We start from the raw sequence: 16266 nt of genomic DNA, 5'->3' as shown, positions 1-16266 counted from the left end.
TCAGGCGGAGCGGTTGGAAAGCGCGGCTTCGGATTCGGCCATGAGCGCGGCGATGATCTCGCTCACCGGCTCTTCCTTGCTGACCATGCCGACCGACTGGCCCGCCATGATCGAGCCGTTCTCGACATCGCCCTCGATCACCGCGCGGCGCAGGGCACCGGCCCAGAAGTGCTCGATCTTGAGCTGGGCCTCGCCCATGTCGACCTCACCGGCGTCCAGCAGGCGCGCCACTTCGATCTGCTTGGCGGTGAATTCCTCGGTGCCCTTGTTCTTGAGCGCGCGCACCGGAATCACCGGCAAGCGCGGATCGACCTGCACCGAAGTGACCGCGTCGCGGGCATTGGCGCGGAAGAAGGCCTTCTTGAAGTCCGGGTGGGCGATCGATTCGGTGGCGCAGGCGAAGCGCGTGCCGAGCTGGACGCCCGAAGCGCCCATTTCGAGGTAGCCGGCCATGGCCTCGCCCCGGCCGATGCCGCCCGCCACGAAGACGAGATGATCGGCCGCCAGCGCGGGCAGGATTTCCTGCGCCAGGACCGAAGTGGAGACCGGGCCGATGTGGCCTCCCGCTTCCATGCCCTCGATCACCAGGGCGTCCGCACCCGAGCGCAGCAGCTTCTTGCCCAGCGCCAGCGTCGGCGCGAAGCAGATGACCTTGGCGCCTGCTTCCTTGATCGCCTCGACACTGCCCTTGGGCGGAATGCCGCCGGCCAGCACGACATGGCCGACCTTGTGCCGAGCGCAGACCGCGATCAGGTCGAACAGCTGCGGGTGCATGGTGATGAGGTTCACGCCGAAGGGCTTGTCCGTCATCGCGCGGGTGGCTTCGATCTCCTTGTCGAGCAGCTCGGGGTTCATCGCGCCGCAGGCGATCACGCCGAAGCCGCCGGCATTGCTGATCGCCGAGACGAGGTTACGCTCCGACACCCAGGACATGGCGCCGCACAGGATCGCATATTCGGTACCGAGGAACTCGCGTCCGCGCGTCATCAGTGCGGAAGTCTTAGAGGTGGCCATCGATGCTCCCATAGCCGGCAATTCTAGAAACGAGCGTGCGCCATAGATGCGCACAGCCCCGCGCACAAGCGCTGGCGCCAAGGGGGCTTTCGCTTGCCCCGGAGCGATGGCAGACCGTCGGCACCGAGCGACGGCACCGAGCGATGATAGCCGTTGCAGCGATGAAGGGCGGGACGATGGACGCAAGACAGACTTACGCCGCCAGGCTGACGAGTGCCGACGAGGCCGTCCTTGCCATCGCCAGCGACAGCGACCTGGCCATGGGGATGGCCGTGGCCGAGCCGCCCGCGATCCTGGCCGCGCTTGCCCGGCGCGCGGAAGCGGGAACGCTGCGCGACGTGCGGGTCTGGTATCTCCTGTCCCAGACTCACGCGGGATCGACCATCCTGCGCCGCGACCTGCTCGGAGCGATCCGACCACGCTGCCTGTTCATGAGCGGCGTGGAGCGCGCCCTGATCAAGGCCGACCCCACCGCCGAAGCCCTGATCGATTTCGTGCCCTGCGCCTTCAGCGGCTCGCCCCGGCTGCTGCGCGACGAGATCGCGCTCGATGCCTGCGTGCTGACAGTCTCGCCGATGGACGAGGACGGCTACTTCAGCTTCGGTGTCGCCAACGACTATACTTCAGTGGCCGCGCACTGCGCGAAGACGGTGATCGTCGAAGTGAACCCGGCCATGCCGCGCGTCGCCTGCTCCACGCCTCTGCACGTCTCGCAGGTCACGGCCATCGTCGAGAACCACGTCCCCCTGCTCAGCTTCGGAGAAGGCCCCGCCTCGCCCGAGGACGAGGCAATCGCCGCGCAAATCGCGGACATGGTCGACGACGGCGCCTGCCTGCAAATGGGCATCGGCAACCTGCCCGCCGCCGTCTGCCGCCGCATCGGCAACCGCCGTGACCTCGGCATCCATACCGAGCTGCTCACCCCGGCCATGGCGGGGCTGGTCCACTCGGGCGCCGTCACCAACCGGCGCAAGACCACGCATCCAGGCCGCAGCGTCTATTCCTTCGCCATGGGGGACGAGCCCTTCTACCGCTGGATGGACGGCAACCCGCAAGTCTATTCGCTGCCCGTCGATGTCGTGAACAATGCCGCCGAAATCGCCCGCAACGACCGCGTCGTCTCGGTCAATGCGACAATCCAGGTCGATCTCCAGGGTGCCTGCAATTCGGAGTTCATGGGCGGAATGCAGCACTCGGCGGCGGGCGGCCAGCTCGATTTCGTGCGCGGCGCCTATGGTTCGAAGGACGGCGTCTCGGTGATCGCCTGCCGCTCGACCGCGAGAGGCGGCACCGTAAGCCGCATCGTCCCCAGGCTCGACGGTCCGGTTACGACCCCGCGCAACGACGTCCACTGGATCGTCACCGAGCACGGCGCCGCCGACTTGCGCGGCAAGAGCTTGCGCGAGCGCGCCGAACTGCTGATCGGCCTGGCCGATCCCAGGTTCCGCGACGCACTGGCGCGCGCTCTAGAAACGAAAAAAGGCGGCGCTTAGCGCGCCGCCTTTTCCTGATTCGCGCTAAGTCGCGTTATTACGCAGCAGCGTCGAGCCCGTAGGCCGTGTGCAGCACGCGCACTGCCAGTTCGGTCTCGTCGGTGTCGATCAGGACCGAAACCTTGATCTCGCTGGTCGAGATGGCGATGATGTTGATGCCGCGATCGGCCAGCGTCTTGAACATGGTGGAGGCGACACCAGCGTGGCTGCGCATGCCGACGCCGACGACGCTGACCTTGGCCACGTTACTGTCGGCGATCATGCGGTAGTAGCCGATCGCTTCCTTGCGTTCTTCCAGCAGCGCCTGCGCGCGGACGAGGTCGGCCTGCGGCACCGTGAAGGTGACGTCGGTCTCGCCTTTGTCCTTGGCAACGTTCTGGATGATCATGTCGACGTTGATGTTCTGTTCGGCAAGCGGCGCGAAGATCGCGGCCACGGCGCCAGGACGGTCGGGCACGCGGGTCATCGTGACCTTGGCTTCGTTCTTGTCGGCGGCGATGCCGGTGATCAGCTGGCGTTCCATATCGCTTCCTTCGAGTTCTTCGTCGCTGACGATCATCGTTCCGGGGAGGGTGTCTGCGGCCGGGGCATTCTCGTCGATGAACGAGGAGAGCACCTGCACGCGCACGTTCTCCTTCATCGCCAGCGAGACCGAGCGGGTCTGCAGCACCTTCGATCCGACCGAGGCCAGTTCGAGCATTTCTTCATAGGTCACCAGCGGCAGCTTGCGCGCCTTGGCAACGATGCGCGGGTCGGTGGTGTAGACGCCGTCGACATCGGTGTAGATGTCGCAGCGGTCGGCCTTGACCGCAGCCGCCACGGCCACCGCCGAAGTGTCCGAACCGCCACGGCCCAGCGTGGTGATGCGGTTGTCGGGCGAAACGCCCTGGAAACCGGGGATCACCGCGATTTCACCGGCGGCCATCGAAGCCAGCAGAGCTTCCGAATCGAAGTCCTCGATACGGGCCTTGGCATGGGCGTCGTCGGTCTTGATCGGCAGCTGCCAACCCAGCCACGAACGCGCCTTGCAGCCCATCGCCTGAAGCGTGAGCGCCAGAAGGCCGGACGTTACCTGCTCGCCCGAGGCGACGACCACGTCATATTCCGCCGGATCGTAGAGGGCATTGGCTTCGCGGCAGAAGTTCACGAGGCGGTCGGTCTCGCCGGCCATGGCCGAAACGACGACGGCGACTTCGTGGCCCGCTTCCTGCTGGCGTTTGACAATGCCCGCCACGCGCCGGATTCGCTCGGTCCCGGCCATGGAAGTGCCGCCGAATTTCATCACGATACGTGCCAAGGTGCCACTGCTCCCCGTCGGTTGTTGCGCAAAGAAGAGATGCGCGTGTGGATAAGAGTCGGGCGCGCTGTTAGGGGGGAGTGATGGACAATGCAACTGCTTCGAACACGCCTTCTCGCGCAACAATCGATCCGAAAGAGGCTGCTCACTTCGGTGCACTGGCGGCGGAATGGTGGGATCCCAAGGGTTCCTCGGCCATGCTGCACAAGCTGAACCCGGTCCGCCTGGGCTTCATCCGCGCCGAGATCGACCGGCACTTCTCCACGGACTCGCGCATGCTGCGCCCCCTTTCGGGCAAGCGCGCGCTCGATGCCGGCTGCGGCGCGGGTCTGCTCTGCGAACCCCTTGCCCGCCTCGGCGCCAGCGTGACCGGCGTGGACGCGGCGGCGGAAAACATCGCGGCGGCTTCCGCCCATGCCGAAGCGATGGGCCTTGCCATCGACTACCGCCACGGCGAACTGGGCGCACTGGGGCTCTCCGGCTACGACCTGGTCTGCTCGCTGGAAGTGATCGAGCACGTCACCGACAAGGCGCTGTTCATCGGCCAGCTTGCCGATGCGCTCGCGGACGACGGGCTGATGTTCCTCTCCTGCCCCAACCGTACCCCGGCATCGCGCCTGCTGCTGGTGGAGGCCGCCGAACGCCTCGGCAAAGTCCCGCGCGGCACGCATGATTGGAACGCCTTCGCCACGCCCGACGAACTGCGCGACCTTGCGGATGGCGCCGGGCTGGTGCTGGGCGAACCGAAGGGTATCGCATGGTCGCCCACGGCTGGCCTGCACCTGTCGGAGGATCTCTCGCTGAACTTCATCGCTACCGCGCGTAAGAAGTAGGAGGGAACGCAGGGGTCAACACCCCTGCACCCCGCTACTGTCGAGGTCATGCCCTGCACTAGCCGCCCCGCGCCCATGGCGGCGTCGGGAGACATATTGGCTGCGCCGCAAGGGGCGCAAAACTTTAAGCCGCGCGCAAGATCGACATTCCGAGGGTCTGGGGGATCATCCCCCAGGACTTCCTCTTAAATCCCGAATAACCCCCCGAACCTGCTCTTCCCGCTCCTCCCAGGAACCGCCGATCCGCGAAAACGGCACGCCCGCCCGCACCAGCATCTCCTCGGCCAGAGCGGCAAAGCGCGCGCGCCTGTCGTCCGTACCGAAGAACCGCGTCCCATCGTCCCGCCACGGAACGTCTGGCGCGAACAGCAGGTAGTGGTCGGCCTTGGGGTAGCTCAGCAGAACCTCCGGCGCTTCGCCGAAGAGCATCAGCGCCCAGGCGGCGGTCATGAGCTGGTCGGTATCGAACAGGAGAACGGGCGGGCGCGCCGCCATAGCCTTGCGGTTCTCCTCGGCCTGCCCCTCTGCAATGGCGAGCAGGTCCGCCATCGCCAGGTCGGTGCCGTGTTCCTCGCAGTAGGTCCGGCCGAATTCCGGCACCCAGGGGTAGCCCAGCCGCCCCGCGAGTACCGACTTGCCGGTGCTTTCCGCTCCGTGGAGGCAGACCGTGATCACGCCTCTTGCGCCTTTTCCGCCGCGATCCATTCACGCAGGCCCAGCACCGACATGACCAGCAGCACCAGATAGAGCGCGGCGGTCGGCCAGAGTTCCTTGTAGAGATAGACCCCGATCGAGGCGAGGTCGATCGCGATCCACAGCACCCAGTTCTCGATACGGCGGAAGCCCAGCAGGATCTGCGCGGCGATGCTGGCGCCCGCTATGGCGGAATCCGCATAGGGCAGCGAGGCGTCGGTGAACCGGTGCATGACCCAGCCCAGATTGAGCGCCAGCGCCGCCGTGCCGGTCAGCCAGAGCAGCCGCGCAAAGTGGCCCAGCCGCCGCACCGGCACCCGGCTTTCGCCGCCACCCGCGCGCACCCACAGCGCCCAGCCCCAGATCTGCGCGGCGAAGAAGAACACCTGCAGCCCCGCCTCGCCATAGAGCTTCGCTTCCCGGAACACGACGAAGTAGAGCGCGACCATGGCCATGCCGAACGGAAAGTTCCACACGCTGCGCCGCACCAGCAGCGCGATATTGGCAAGGCCCAGGCCTGCCGCCACCCATTCGACCGTGTTCATGAAACCCCGATCAGCCGAGCGTCGCTTCCCATTCCGGCTCCTTGAAGCCCACCAGCAGCCCACCCGGATGTTCGACGACCGGGCGCTTTATGCAGCTGGGGTTGGCGGTCATGATCGCAACCGCCTTGGCGGCATCGATATCGGCCTTGTCCGCGTCCGGCAGCTTCTTGAACGTCGTCCCGGCGCGGTTGAGCACTTTTTCCCAGCCCGCGTCGGCCACCCACTTCTCCAGCCGGGCGGCATCGGCGCCTTCCTTCTTGTAGTCATGGAACGTGTAGTCGGTGCCGCGCGCCTCCAGCCACTTGCGGGCCTTCTTGACGGTGTCGCAGTTGGGGATGCCGTAGAATTCAAGGCTCACGATTCGGTTTCCCTCTCGAAATGACGCACACGCGGTTCGTTGCAGGCGAAGGCGGTGTAGCTCTGATAGTAGTGCTCGCGCCCCTTGGCCTGCACTTCGGCATGGGCGGCGACGCGGCGCCATGCAAGGGCGGCGGCTTCGTCCTGCCATTCCGACAGCGCGATCACTTCGCCGTCCTCGCTGGTGTAGCTCTTGAAGGAGAGGAAGCCAGGCTGCGCGCGGGCGAGCGCATCCATGGCCTCGGCATCGGCGGAATAGGCTGCCGCATCGATGTCGGCGCGCTTGCGATTGCGGAAGACGACCAGGAACATGGCCGCGCTCATGGGCCTTCACAGAGCGTTCCGCAAGCATCTGGCTCGCACCCCATGCTGGACAATCCGAAGATTGCGCGCCAAGGCGCGGAGCATGAGCGTGAACACTTTCGGCCGTCTTCTGCGATTCACCACTTGGGGCGAGAGCCACGGGCCGGCCATCGGCGCCGTCGTCGACGGGTGCCCGCCGGGCCTCCCCATCGACGAGAGCGTGATCCAGCCCTTCCTCGACGCGCGCCGCCCTGGCCAGTCGAAGTTCACCACGCAGCGGCAGGAGCCGGATCAGGTCCGCATCCTCTCCGGCGTGTTCGAAGGCAAAACGACCGGCACGCCGATCAGCCTGATGATCGAGAACGTAGACCAGCGCTCGAAGGACTATTCGGACGTAGCCAAGGCCTATCGCCCCGGCCATGCCGACTATGCCTATGACGCCAAGTACGGCTTCCGCGACTATCGCGGCGGCGGCCGCAGCTCGGCCCGCGAAACCGCGAGCCGCGTGGCGGCGGGCGGCGTGGCGCGGCTGGTGATCCCGGAAGTGACGATCCTCGCCTATGTCTCGGAGATCGGCGGCGATGCCATCGACAGGGCGAATTTCGATTCGGCCGAGATCGGCAACAACCCGTTCTTCTGCCCCGATGCCGAAGCGGCGAAGCGCTGGGAAAAGATCGTCGACGATGCGCGTCTGGCCGGTTCCTCGGTCGGCGCGGTGGTCGAATGCGTGGTGACGGGCGTTCCGGTAGGCTGGGGCGCGCCGCTCTACGGCAAGCTCGACGCCGATCTGGCCGCCGCGATGATGGGCATAAATGCCGTGAAGGGCGTGGAGATCGGCGACGGTTTCGCTGCCGCACGCCTCACCGGCGAACAGAACGCCGACCCGATGCATCCGGGTACGAATGGCCCTGAATTCAGTGCCAACCATGCGGGCGGCATTGCCGGCGGCATATCGACCGGCCAGCCGGTGGTGGTGCGCGTGGCTTTCAAGCCGACCAGCTCGATCCTGACCCCGCAGCCGACCATCAACCGTGAAGGCGAGGCGACCGAACTGTTCACCAAGGGCCGCCACGACCCCTGCGTCGGCATTCGCGGCGTTCCGGTGGTAGAGGCGATGATGGCGCTGGTCCTGGCCGACCACAAGCTGCTCCATCGCGGCCAGTGCGGCTGACCTGAACCAACGGCGCCGCTTCAGATCAATCCAGCGGACTGCGCACTTTCGCCGGATTGCCGACCACTGTGGCGCCTTCCGGCACATCGCGCGTGACGACGCTGCCTGCGCCGATCACTGCATGGTCGCCCACGGTCACGCCGGGCAGGATGATCGCGCCGCCACCGATCCAGACATTGCGACCGATCCGGATCGGACGCCCCCACTCGCGCCCGGTCGTGCGCTCCGCGGGATCGCGTGGATGGTCGGCCGTGAGGATCTGGACGCCCGGCCCGATCTGGGTGCCATCACCGATGCTCACTTCCACCACGTCCAGCACCACGCAGTTGAAGTTCAGGAACACGCCGCTGCCAAGGCTGATGTTGAAGCCGTAGTCGCAGTGGAACGGCGGCCGGATCACGCAATTCGCGCCGACCGCGCCGAACCGCTCGCGCAGCAGGGCCTCGCGCTCGGCGGCAGCTATCGGACCGATATGGTTGAAGCGGTGCATCCACTCCGCCGCTGCCAACTGGTTGGCCTGAATCTCGGGATCGCTGGCGTGGTAGGGCTCTCCAGCGAGCATCTTCTGCTTTTCGGAACGCTCCATGGGAATGCTACCTCCGCTTCCTGAGGACGACGTAGATGGCGCCCTGGCCGCCGTGCCGGCGGTGCGCGCCGCGAATGGCGACGATGTCGTGGGCGTGATCGCTGGCCGCCAGCCAGTCGGTGATCTTGGCGCGAATCGCCCCGCGCGCGGAGCCACGGTCCATGGCATCGACGGGCCGGGGCTTGCCCGTCACGATCAGCACCACGCGCGCGCCCATGGCCTTGGCCTGGGTAAGCCCGTGCATCAGTCGCACATAGGCCTGGTCGAGGTTCGATCCGTGCAGGTCGAGGCTGAAATCCGGGATCAGCGTGCCCTTCGAGATGCGCTTTTCCCAGGAACCGTCGAGATGGAGCGGCGCATCGACTTTCGGCTTGGCCGGCGCCACCGGCTTGGGCGGAAGCGGCGGCGGCACCCGGCCTTTCACCTTCTTGGGCGGCGGCGCGGGCGGAAAAACCACGGTCTTCGGCGGTGTCGGCACGGTTGCGGCAGGCGCCGCAGCGGGTCGGCGCTTTTCGAGCGGCGTCACCGTCCGGGCGACTAGCGCCCAGACTTCCGCTTCTTCCGCCGTCAATCGCCGTCCCGACCTTCGCATGATCGTTCTATCGCACGCCGAGGCGCGCAAGCGTACCCTTGGGTACCAGAATCAGCGCCTCGCCCCGGCCGCTCATCCCGCCGGCGGTCAGCCGCGCCTGCTCGCCCGAGCCCCAGAAGGTGTCGAAGCGATTCGCGCCCTTGATGGCGCCGCCGGTATCCTGCGCGATCCAGAGCCCGGTCGCCTCGCGCCGGTCGAGGCGCAGCCAGACCGGCGCGCCCAGCGGCACGAAGCGGGGATCCGCCGCCACCGAGGCATGGCCCCGCACCGGCACGTTCAGCGCACCGAGCGGACCATCGCCCTTGAGTTCCTTGAAGAACACCCAAGACTTGTTCTCGCGCATAAGTGCGGCGCCGTCCCGGGGGTTGTCGTGGATGTAGCGGATGATCCCCTGCATCGACCCGGAATACTGTCCCGGCCCCGAGCCCACCAGGCCGCGATCGCGCATGACGCCGCCGATGCCGGTATAGGGCAGGCCGTTCTGTCCGGCGTAACCGATGCGCATCACGCTGCCGTCCGGCGCGCGCAGGCGGCCCGAACCCTGGACCTGGAGGAAGAAGAACTCCACCGGATCGGCCACCCAGGCGATTTCCAGTCCCTTGCCGGAAAGCGCCCCCTGCTCGATCGCGGCGCGGTCGTGATAGGGCACGAAGTCGCCCCCGACATCGTAGCGACCAAGCGGCATGCGTCCGCTCGACGTCGGCGTGGCGTCACCGGGCCGGGCGCGCACGAGGTCGCCGGGCATGGAATAGACGGGCACCGTATAGCCCGGAACCGGCAGGCGCGAACCGGCGATTTCGGGTTCGTAATAGCCGGTTGCGAAGCCCTTGCCGTCACCGATGCGGGCGGTTTCGAAATAAGTGGCGAAAAATTGCGCGGCGGGCTTGCCGCTCCAGGCTGCTGCGGCGGCGCAGGCCTGCCGCCAATCGGCCGCGCGCGTAAGTCCGCTGGCATCCGTGCGCACGGTGACGCGCGGGCAGCTTTCGCGGAAAGAGGCGAGCGCCGCGACGGCGTCGCTGGAGCCGAGCGGAAGGGAAGACACGGCTGGCCCCGCCTTCACGCCCGCCGCTACGGCACTGACCGGCTGCGGCTGCGCAGGCCCGGCAGGCACCGGTGGCCGGGGCTTCTGCACGGGCGGCCGGGCCGGCGGCCGCGAAGGCCCTTTGGGGCCGGGGACCACTTGCACGCAGGCCGCCAGCAGGGCCGGCAGGACAAAGGCAGACAATCGGCGCAACGGAAAACGCGACTCCCGGCGTCGCGACACATTCCATCCCCGCAAGATCGATCTCCGAAAGCCTGATAACAACGCTGATAACAACAGGGCCGGACCTTTCGGCCCAGCCTGTTTACCCTGGAGGGTCTGCCAACTCTTGTGGGATACTCGGCGTGAAATCAACCGAGTTGGGCGATCAACCCGCGTCGGTTTCGTCGAGCAGCCAGTCGGGACCGGACGAATTGAGTTGCCGGCTGAAAGTCCAGACGTCCACCGCCTCGATCGCATCGTCGAGCGATCCGGCGATCACATGGCCTTCGGCATCCCGCGTCACGGCCGCAATGTCCGACCGGAAGCGCAGGGTGATGCGAGCATAACCGCTTTCCACGCCGGCAGAGACGATCGCCACGTCCTCTACGCGGATAAGGCGGTTGTCCATGGTCTCGCCCGCCGCTGCACGTGCGTCGATCGCGGCCGCGAAGCTTTCATAGACATCGCCGTCGCAAAGCGAGCGAAGCTCTGCCTTGTCGCCCTTCCAGAACGATTCCAGAATCAGGCGATAGGCACTGCGCGCGCCTTCGAGGAAGGCATAGGCATCGAAGCGACGGTCCACGCCGGAGATTTCGGCAAGGCCTCGCTCGACCGAAGGCGGGGCAAGCGGCATTTCGCGCGCTCGCTGCGGCTGACCAGCCCGGCCGCGCTCTTCCGCCTTGGCTTCCGGCTTGCCGTCGACCTTGGGGGCCGGAACGCGCGGCGCACCGGGCTGGCCCTGGCGGCCTTCGAAGCGCCCCTGGATCGGCTCTTCCTCATGCTCGGCACGACGGCCAAGTACCGAATAGAGCCGCAGGCCCAGGAAGGCTGCGATCATGGCCAGGATCACGATTTCCGGTGTCACGTTCCTTTGTCCATCCTTGTGTTGGACGCTTCAGGGGTACGGGTGGAGCGATTTCGCCATCCGCCCGAAGGCGCCATCATAGACCCAGATAGGTACGGTTTTCAAATGAACAACGCGTGAGCAACGGTATCTGGGGTTTTTCCGCCGTTACGCGAGCCCTATCGCGTCATTATAGCGTAACCAACGTCCGGGCCCGGCAACCGTTCCCTCGGGCGTTCCCCGACCCTTGCGCCGAATCGACCGCCCAGAACCGGCCGCCCAGAACTGACCGGGCAGAACCGCGCCGCACTTGGGCATAAAACGATTTCGCCCTTCTCGGGTGTTCCACCGGCCCGAAAAATGCTTTACGCGGCGCGCCAGACTTTAATCCGTGCGCTCTGTTGATGGGCCAAATTGACGGGAACGAACCAAATGGCCGACGAAGGCAACGTCATCTCCGATCTCAACCTCGAAAACGGCGAGGATTCCGCGCCGGCCGCCGGCATCATCTCGCAGTACGTGAAGGATCTCTCGGTAGAGAATCCGAACGCACCGCAGAGCTTCTCGTGGCAGGACCAGCCGCAGATCGAAGTGCAGTTCAACATCGGCGCGCGCCAGATCGACGGCGAAGTGCATGAAGTCGAACTGAAGATCACCTGCGCCTCGAAAGGCCCGCAGGGCACCGCCTTCGCGGTCGAACTGGCCTACGCCGCCCTCGTCGGCATGCGCAATCTCGACGAAGGCCAGGCCCATGCATTCCTCTATGCCGAAGCGCCGCGCATCCTGTTCCCCTTCGCCCGCCGCGTCGTCGCCGATGCCGTGCGCGATGCCGGCTTCGCGCCGCTGATGCTGGAGCCGATCGACTTCAACGGCCTCTACATCCAGCAGCTCCAGGCGCAGCAGCAGGCCGACGCCACCCAGGGCGAGCCGGTCGGCCACGCCTGAACGCCTGCCTGAACGGCGTATGACGCGCGTTCTTGCACTATCGGCCCGCGCCTCCAGACCGGAGACGTGGGCCGTTGGCTTATCCGGGCCTAACATTTTGGCGACCAGCGGGATTTTCCGGGCATGAACCTTGTAAAGGCGCTGGCCAGCGTCGGCGGCCTCACTCTCGCCAGCCGCGTGCTCGGCCTGGTCCGCGACAGCCTGTTCGCCCGCTTCGTGGGCGCGGGTTTCGCCTCGGACGCCTTCCTGATCGCGTTCCGACTGCCGAACATGTTCCGCGCCCTCTTCGCGGAAGGCGCCTTCGCCTCGGCCTTCATCCCCATGTTCAACCAGAAGGTAGCGGACAAGGACGGCCCCGGCCTGCCCGCCGGCATCACTTTCGCGGAGCAGGCGCTGGCCGTGCTCCTGCCGATCCTGATCGCCATGACGGTGGTGCTGGAAGTCTTCGCCTGGCCGGTGACTTTCCTGCTTTCCGGCAAGTTCAACGGCGTCAGCCACGAGCAGTTCGCCTATGCGGTGCAGCTCAGCCGGATCACCATTCCCTATCTCGCGCTCATCAGCCTCGTCTCGCTGCTGGGCGGGATTCTGAATTCGCTCAATAAGTTCTGGGTCAACGCCGCCGCGCCGATCCTGCTGAACCTGACGCTGATCGTCGCCCTGCTCGGCTTCCATTCGAACGATGCTCTGGTGACGGCACGCAACCAGGCAATCGCCGTTTCGATTTCTGGCGCGCTCCAGCTGCTCTGGCTGATGTGGGCCTGCCGTGCCAACGGCGTGTCGATGCGACTGCGCCGGCCGGTATGGAACGCCGACGTCAAGCGCCTGATGAAGCTGATCCTGCCCGCCGCCGCCGGAGCGGGGGCCGTACAGATCAATCTCGTGATCTCCACCGCACTCGCCGCCTCGCTGCTGGCGCATGGTTCGGTCACCTACATCTACATGGCCGACCGCCTGAACCAGCTTCCGCTCGGCCTGATCGGCATCGGCCTTGGCACCGTGCTGCTGCCGACGATCTCGCGCCAGCTCGGCGGGGGAGAGCACCAGGCGGCGATGGACACGCAGAATCGCGGCATGGAACTGGCCCTGCTGCTCACCCTGCCCGCCGCCGTGGCGCTGATCGTCTGCGGCCAGCCGATCGCCGCCGCCCTGTTCGGCTACGGCAAGTTCGACGCGAACGACGTGGCCCGCACCGCCGAGGCGCTGGCCGCCTTCTCGATCGGCCTCCCCAGCTACATCCTCGTGAAAGTGCTGACCCCCGGCTTCTACGCCCGCCAGGACACGAAGACGCCGGTCCGTTTCGCGATGATGTCGATGGTGGTCAACCTCGTCGGCAACCTCGTGCTGATCGTGCCGCTCCAGCACATGGGCCCGCCGCTGGCCACCGCCATCGCCTCTACCGCGAACGTCGCCATGCTCTATTGGGCTTTGGTGAAGCGCGGCCATTTCCAGGCCGACGCTCGCCTCAAGCGCCGTGCTCCGCGCCTTACCCTCGCCGCCGTGGCGATGGGCGCGGTGCTGTGGTTCGGCCAGGATCTGTTGACGCCCTACCTCCACGGCACCTGGCTGGTGCGCGGCCTTGCCCTGGCCGTGCTCGTTTCCGCCGGCGGCGTGGTCTATGCGATGGCAACGCTGGCAACCGGCGCCTTCACCCGCGCCGACCTCGCCCTGCTGCGCCGCCGCCGCACCGCGCCCTGAGGCTTCCATCCGTGCCCGATTGTGCTAAGAGCCCCGCCCATGCAGGATCTTTCGCTCTCGAAGTCTGCCTTCTCGCGCCGCTCATGGCGATGGCGGATCGTCGCGCGCGCGCCGCGCTGACCGCACCTGCATTCGCGCCGCTACCGGCGCCACCACGACATCCCTGACAACTCACAACTCGCGAAGGACGCATCCATGCGTATCGTCTCCGGCATCCAGCCTACCGGCAACCTGCATCTCGGCAACTATCTCGGTGCGATCCGCAATTGGGTAAAGATGCAGGACGACGTCGCCGCGCAGGGTGGTGACAGCCTCTACTTCCTGGCCGACCTCCACGCGATCTCGATGCCGCACGATCCGGCCACGCTCTCCGCCAACACCCGCGAGATGGTGGCGGCGCTGGTGGCCTGCGGGGTCGATCCCGACCGTTCGATCCTGTTCAACCAGACGCAGGTTCCCCAGCATGCCGAACTGCAATGGCTGCTCAACGGCACCGCGCGGATGGGCTGGCTGAACCGCATGACGCAGTGGAAGGACAAGGCCGGCAAGAACCGCGAAGGCGCGTCCGTCGCGCTATTCACCTACCCGGTGCTCCAGGCTGCCGACGTGCTGCTCTATCAGGCCACGCACGTTCCGGTGGGCGAGGACCAGAAGCAGCATCTCGAACTCGCCCGCGACATCGCGCAGAAGTTCAACAACGACTTCGGAACCGAGGAAGACCCGATCTTCACCCTGCCCAAGCCGATCATCCCGCCGGAAGCCGCCCGCATCATGAGCCTGCGCGACGGTGCGTCGAAGATGAGCAAGTCCGACCCCTCGGACATGGCCCGCATCAACCTCACCGACGATGCCGACACGATCATGCAGAAGGTCAAGAAGGCCAAGACCGATCCCGAGCCGCTGCCTTCGGAAAAGGAAGGCCTGGAAGGCCGAGCCGAGGCGCGCAACCTGGTGGGCATCTACGCGGTGATGGCCGGAACCACGATCGAGGCGGTGCTCGCGGACTTCGGCGGCGAGGGCTTCGGCAAGTTCAAGCCGGCACTGGGCGAGCTGCTGGTGGATAAGCTGGCGCCGATCAATGCGCGCTTCGTCGAACTGCGCGGCGATCGCGACTCGCTCGATGCGATCCTGCGCAAGGGCTCCGAAAAGGCGCGCGCGCTGGCCGTGCCGACGCTGGAGAAGGCCTACCAGGCGCTCGGCCTGGTTCGCTGACCGGGAAAAAGGACGTCGTCCCGGACTTGATCCGGGACCGCTGGCCTGGCCGCGCCCACCTCGCAGCCAGGCACGCGCTCAGCAAGAGTGGCCCGTCGCGGGCGAGCGCCTAAAGATTTGACCGCGGTCCCGGATCAGGTCCGGGATTACGGTCAGTCCAACCCCAGCAGCTTTGCGCGCCGCCTCATCCAGGTCGCCGCCAGCGAGGCGACCTCACCCAGCGCCTCCAGTCCTTCGCGGTCCTTCTTGTGCTCGCCCGCGATAAGCAGGCCAAAGACGCGCTTTACGCTCCAGTCCGGGTAGGGCCGTTCCACCAGTACCATCCGGTCCCCGGCGGCTACTTCGCCTTCCTCCAGCACCCGATAGTACCAGCCCGAGCGACGCGACTTCACCACCCGCGCGTTGACGATCGCGCCATCGAAGCGGTGATCAAGCTTCCAGCACGGCTGGCGCCCCTGGCTGACCTCCACCAGCGCGGTGCCAAGCCGCCAGCGATCGCCCACGCAGATCTGCTCCTCGGTCAGGCCCTCCGTAGCGATGTTCTCGCCGAATGCACCGAAGTCGGAGAGCAGGGGGTGATCCCCGAGCGATTCGCGCCAGAAGCCGTAGTGATCGTGGGGATAGTGGTGGATCGCCTTGTCTGGTCCGCCGTGGACGGCAAGATCGGCCTGCTCATCTCCGTCGAGGCCGAGGCGATGGACCGTCACCCGCCCCTCGATCGGCTTCTTGCCGATGGCACTAGGCTCGTCCTCACCCCGGAAAGGCCTGACCTTTCCGCACTGAATCGAAAGAATCGCAACCGAAAGCGTGTCTGGGGAACTGTTCAACATCCGGGTGACTTCCTACATGATAACCCTGATCTCAAGGCTTGATCGCGAAGGAATGGGATATCGGCTCCGGGAACGCTTCGCCGCCACCCTGCCTCCATTCAACCGCTATTCAGGGCCTTGATATTAAGGCAGAGTCGCAAAGAATCAGAGTCTTTGGAAGAATCACAGGCCGCGCTTGGGAAGGGCGTCTCGGTCCTGTCGGGTTCGTGGAGTGAAACCGATGACAGATAATCCCGGAACCCATCTCGGAAAGCTGCGGCTCGTTGCCGTGGGCGTCCTGCTGATGGCCCTCGCCGCCTGCGCCACGCCTTTCAAGGCCGACGTATCGCGGTTCCAGCAACTTCCGGCGCCTGCCGGCCAGACCATCGCCGTCGTGGCCGATGACCCCAAGCTTGCCGGTGGCCTCGAATTCGCCACTTACGCCCGCCTGGTCAGCGATCGCCTGCAGAAGGTCGGATATACCCCGGTGGACGATCCCGCGAAGGCCACCCTCATCGCCCGCTTCGATTACGGCGTGGACACCGGCCGCGAGCGCGTGCGCTCCACGCCCGGCATGGGCGGCGCCTGGGGCCCGTGGTACGGCGGCGGCTGGGGCGGCCGCGGCTTCTATGGT

Annotated in this window: 17 protein-coding genes and 1 pseudogene; 7 read left to right on the top strand and 11 right to left on the bottom strand. The window is 66.4% G+C overall.

Annotated elements, in window-relative coordinates; all coding sequences use genetic code 11:
• The gene (locus tag ACI3K3_RS13835; RefSeq protein ID WP_404914600.1) at positions 1–1014 is read right to left on the bottom strand and encodes an NAD(P)H-dependent flavin oxidoreductase; all 1014 of its coding nucleotides are present in this window, start codon (positions 1012–1014) and stop codon (positions 1–3) included.
• Between the two features lie 143 nt (positions 1015–1157).
• Between ACI3K3_RS13835 and ACI3K3_RS13830 the strand changes: the two genes are divergently transcribed.
• On the top strand, positions 1158–2507 hold the full coding sequence (locus tag ACI3K3_RS13830; protein ID WP_404914598.1) for an acetyl-CoA hydrolase/transferase family protein: 1350 nt from the start codon (positions 1158–1160) through the stop codon (positions 2505–2507).
• 37 nt (positions 2508–2544) lie between these two features.
• Here ACI3K3_RS13830 and ACI3K3_RS13825 read toward each other — a convergent pair whose 3' ends face one another.
• Positions 2545–3804: an aspartate kinase gene (locus ACI3K3_RS13825; RefSeq protein WP_404914596.1), complete on the bottom strand. Its 1260-nt coding sequence runs from the start codon at positions 3802–3804 to the stop codon at positions 2545–2547.
• A gap of 83 nt (positions 3805–3887) precedes the next feature.
• Here ACI3K3_RS13825 and ubiG point away from each other — a divergent pair, with 83 nt between their 5' ends.
• The gene (gene ubiG / locus ACI3K3_RS13820; RefSeq protein WP_404914594.1) at positions 3888–4637 is read left to right on the top strand and encodes a bifunctional 2-polyprenyl-6-hydroxyphenol methylase/3-demethylubiquinol 3-O-methyltransferase UbiG; all 750 of its coding nucleotides are present in this window, start codon (positions 3888–3890) and stop codon (positions 4635–4637) included.
• 165 nt (positions 4638–4802) lie between these two features.
• Here ubiG and ACI3K3_RS13815 read toward each other — a convergent pair whose 3' ends face one another.
• Genes ACI3K3_RS13815 through ACI3K3_RS13800 form a run of 4 tightly spaced genes read right to left on the bottom strand, consistent with a single transcriptional unit; the run spans position 4803 to position 6544 of the window.
• Positions 4803–5312, bottom strand: a complete 510-nt coding sequence (locus tag ACI3K3_RS13815) for an AAA family ATPase (protein ID WP_404914592.1) — start codon at positions 5310–5312, stop codon at positions 4803–4805.
• Positions 5309–5875, bottom strand: coding sequence for a nicotinamide riboside transporter PnuC (pnuC, locus tag ACI3K3_RS13810; protein ID WP_404914590.1), 567 nt, complete (start codon positions 5873–5875; stop codon positions 5309–5311). Before pnuC ends, ACI3K3_RS13815 begins: the two co-directional genes overlap by 4 nt.
• A gap of 10 nt (positions 5876–5885) precedes the next feature.
• On the bottom strand, positions 5886–6233 hold the full coding sequence (locus ACI3K3_RS13805; RefSeq protein ID WP_404914588.1) for an arsenate reductase: 348 nt from the start codon (positions 6231–6233) through the stop codon (positions 5886–5888).
• A complete protein-coding gene (locus tag ACI3K3_RS13800) occupies positions 6230–6544 on the bottom strand; it encodes an antibiotic biosynthesis monooxygenase (protein ID WP_147219627.1) in 315 nt (104 codons plus the stop codon). Before ACI3K3_RS13800 ends, ACI3K3_RS13805 begins: the two co-directional genes overlap by 4 nt.
• 94 nt (positions 6545–6638) lie before the next feature.
• Here ACI3K3_RS13800 and aroC point away from each other — a divergent pair, with 94 nt between their 5' ends.
• Positions 6639–7706, top strand: a complete 1068-nt coding sequence (gene aroC, locus ACI3K3_RS13795; protein ID WP_404914586.1) for a chorismate synthase — start codon at positions 6639–6641, stop codon at positions 7704–7706.
• 25 nt (positions 7707–7731) lie between these two features.
• Here aroC and ACI3K3_RS13790 read toward each other — a convergent pair whose 3' ends face one another.
• The 4 genes from ACI3K3_RS13790 to ACI3K3_RS13775 form a co-directional block, all read right to left on the bottom strand.
• Positions 7732–8292 (bottom strand): sugar O-acetyltransferase, encoded by a 561-nt coding sequence (locus ACI3K3_RS13790; RefSeq protein ID WP_404914584.1) that lies wholly within the window; start codon positions 8290–8292, stop codon positions 7732–7734.
• Between the two features lie 7 nt (positions 8293–8299).
• Positions 8300–8884 (bottom strand): Smr/MutS family protein, encoded by a 585-nt coding sequence (locus ACI3K3_RS13785; protein ID WP_404914582.1) that lies wholly within the window; start codon positions 8882–8884, stop codon positions 8300–8302.
• Positions 8885–8891: 7 nt separating this feature from the next.
• The gene (locus ACI3K3_RS13780) at positions 8892–10118 is read right to left on the bottom strand and encodes a murein transglycosylase A (RefSeq protein ID WP_404914580.1); all 1227 of its coding nucleotides are present in this window, start codon (positions 10116–10118) and stop codon (positions 8892–8894) included.
• A 175-nt stretch (positions 10119–10293) separates the two neighbouring features.
• The gene (locus ACI3K3_RS13775) at positions 10294–10992 is read right to left on the bottom strand and encodes a Tim44/TimA family putative adaptor protein (RefSeq protein ID WP_404914578.1); all 699 of its coding nucleotides are present in this window, start codon (positions 10990–10992) and stop codon (positions 10294–10296) included.
• A 411-nt stretch (positions 10993–11403) separates the two neighbouring features.
• On the opposite strand from ACI3K3_RS13775, the gene secB reads away from it, so the two are divergent.
• From secB to trpS, 3 genes are all read left to right on the top strand, one after another.
• Entirely contained in the window at positions 11404–11916 is a 513-nt protein-coding gene (gene secB / locus ACI3K3_RS13770; RefSeq protein WP_313435655.1) for a protein-export chaperone SecB, read from the top strand.
• Positions 11917–12039: 123 nt separating this feature from the next.
• Complete coding sequence (gene murJ / locus ACI3K3_RS13765; protein ID WP_404914576.1) at positions 12040–13611, top strand: murein biosynthesis integral membrane protein MurJ; 1572 nt, start codon at positions 12040–12042, stop codon at positions 13609–13611.
• 195 nt (positions 13612–13806) lie between these two features.
• Positions 13807–14823, top strand: coding sequence for a tryptophan--tRNA ligase (gene trpS / locus ACI3K3_RS13760; protein WP_404914574.1), 1017 nt, complete (start codon positions 13807–13809; stop codon positions 14821–14823).
• A gap of 152 nt (positions 14824–14975) precedes the next feature.
• Here the strand turns inward: trpS and ACI3K3_RS13755 are convergent, their stop codons facing one another.
• Positions 14976–15650 (bottom strand): MOSC domain-containing protein, encoded by a 675-nt coding sequence (locus tag ACI3K3_RS13755; protein ID WP_404914572.1) that lies wholly within the window; start codon positions 15648–15650, stop codon positions 14976–14978.
• 223 nt (positions 15651–15873) lie between these two features.
• On the opposite strand from ACI3K3_RS13755, the pseudogene ACI3K3_RS13750 reads away from it, so the two are divergent.
• Positions 15874–16266: pseudogene (locus tag ACI3K3_RS13750) on the top strand (DUF4136 domain-containing protein); the annotation flags it as partial.

The sequence above is a fragment of the Novosphingobium sp. ZW T3_23 genome, assembly GCF_044987305.1.
Lineage (GTDB): Bacteria > Pseudomonadota > Alphaproteobacteria > Sphingomonadales > Sphingomonadaceae > Novosphingobium.
The sequence above is the reverse complement of the archived record's forward strand: the minus strand, read 5'-3'. Positions and strand labels throughout refer to the sequence as shown.

Bases quoted from the DNA above. Each gene is read 5' to 3' on its own strand.
- ACI3K3_RS13835 (WP_404914600.1), bottom strand. From the start codon at position 1,014: ATGGCCACCTCTAAGACTTCCGCACTGATGACGCGCGGACGCGAGTTC.
- ACI3K3_RS13830 (WP_404914598.1), top strand. From the start codon at position 1,158: ATGATAGCCGTTGCAGCGATGAAGGGCGGGACGATGGACGCAAGACAG.
- ubiG (WP_404914594.1), top strand. From the start codon at position 3,888: ATGGACAATGCAACTGCTTCGAACACGCCTTCTCGCGCAACAATCGAT.
- pnuC (WP_404914590.1), bottom strand. From the start codon at position 5,875: ATGAACACGGTCGAATGGGTGGCGGCAGGCCTGGGCCTTGCCAATATC.
- ACI3K3_RS13800 (WP_147219627.1), bottom strand. From the start codon at position 6,544: ATGTTCCTGGTCGTCTTCCGCAATCGCAAGCGCGCCGACATCGATGCG.
- aroC (WP_404914586.1), top strand. From the start codon at position 6,639: ATGAGCGTGAACACTTTCGGCCGTCTTCTGCGATTCACCACTTGGGGC.
- ACI3K3_RS13790 (WP_404914584.1), bottom strand. From the start codon at position 8,292: ATGGAGCGTTCCGAAAAGCAGAAGATGCTCGCTGGAGAGCCCTACCAC.
- ACI3K3_RS13785 (WP_404914582.1), bottom strand. From the start codon at position 8,884: ATGCGAAGGTCGGGACGGCGATTGACGGCGGAAGAAGCGGAAGTCTGG.
- secB (WP_313435655.1), top strand. From the start codon at position 11,404: ATGGCCGACGAAGGCAACGTCATCTCCGATCTCAACCTCGAAAACGGC.
- murJ (WP_404914576.1), top strand. From the start codon at position 12,040: ATGAACCTTGTAAAGGCGCTGGCCAGCGTCGGCGGCCTCACTCTCGCC.
- trpS (WP_404914574.1), top strand. From the start codon at position 13,807: ATGCGTATCGTCTCCGGCATCCAGCCTACCGGCAACCTGCATCTCGGC.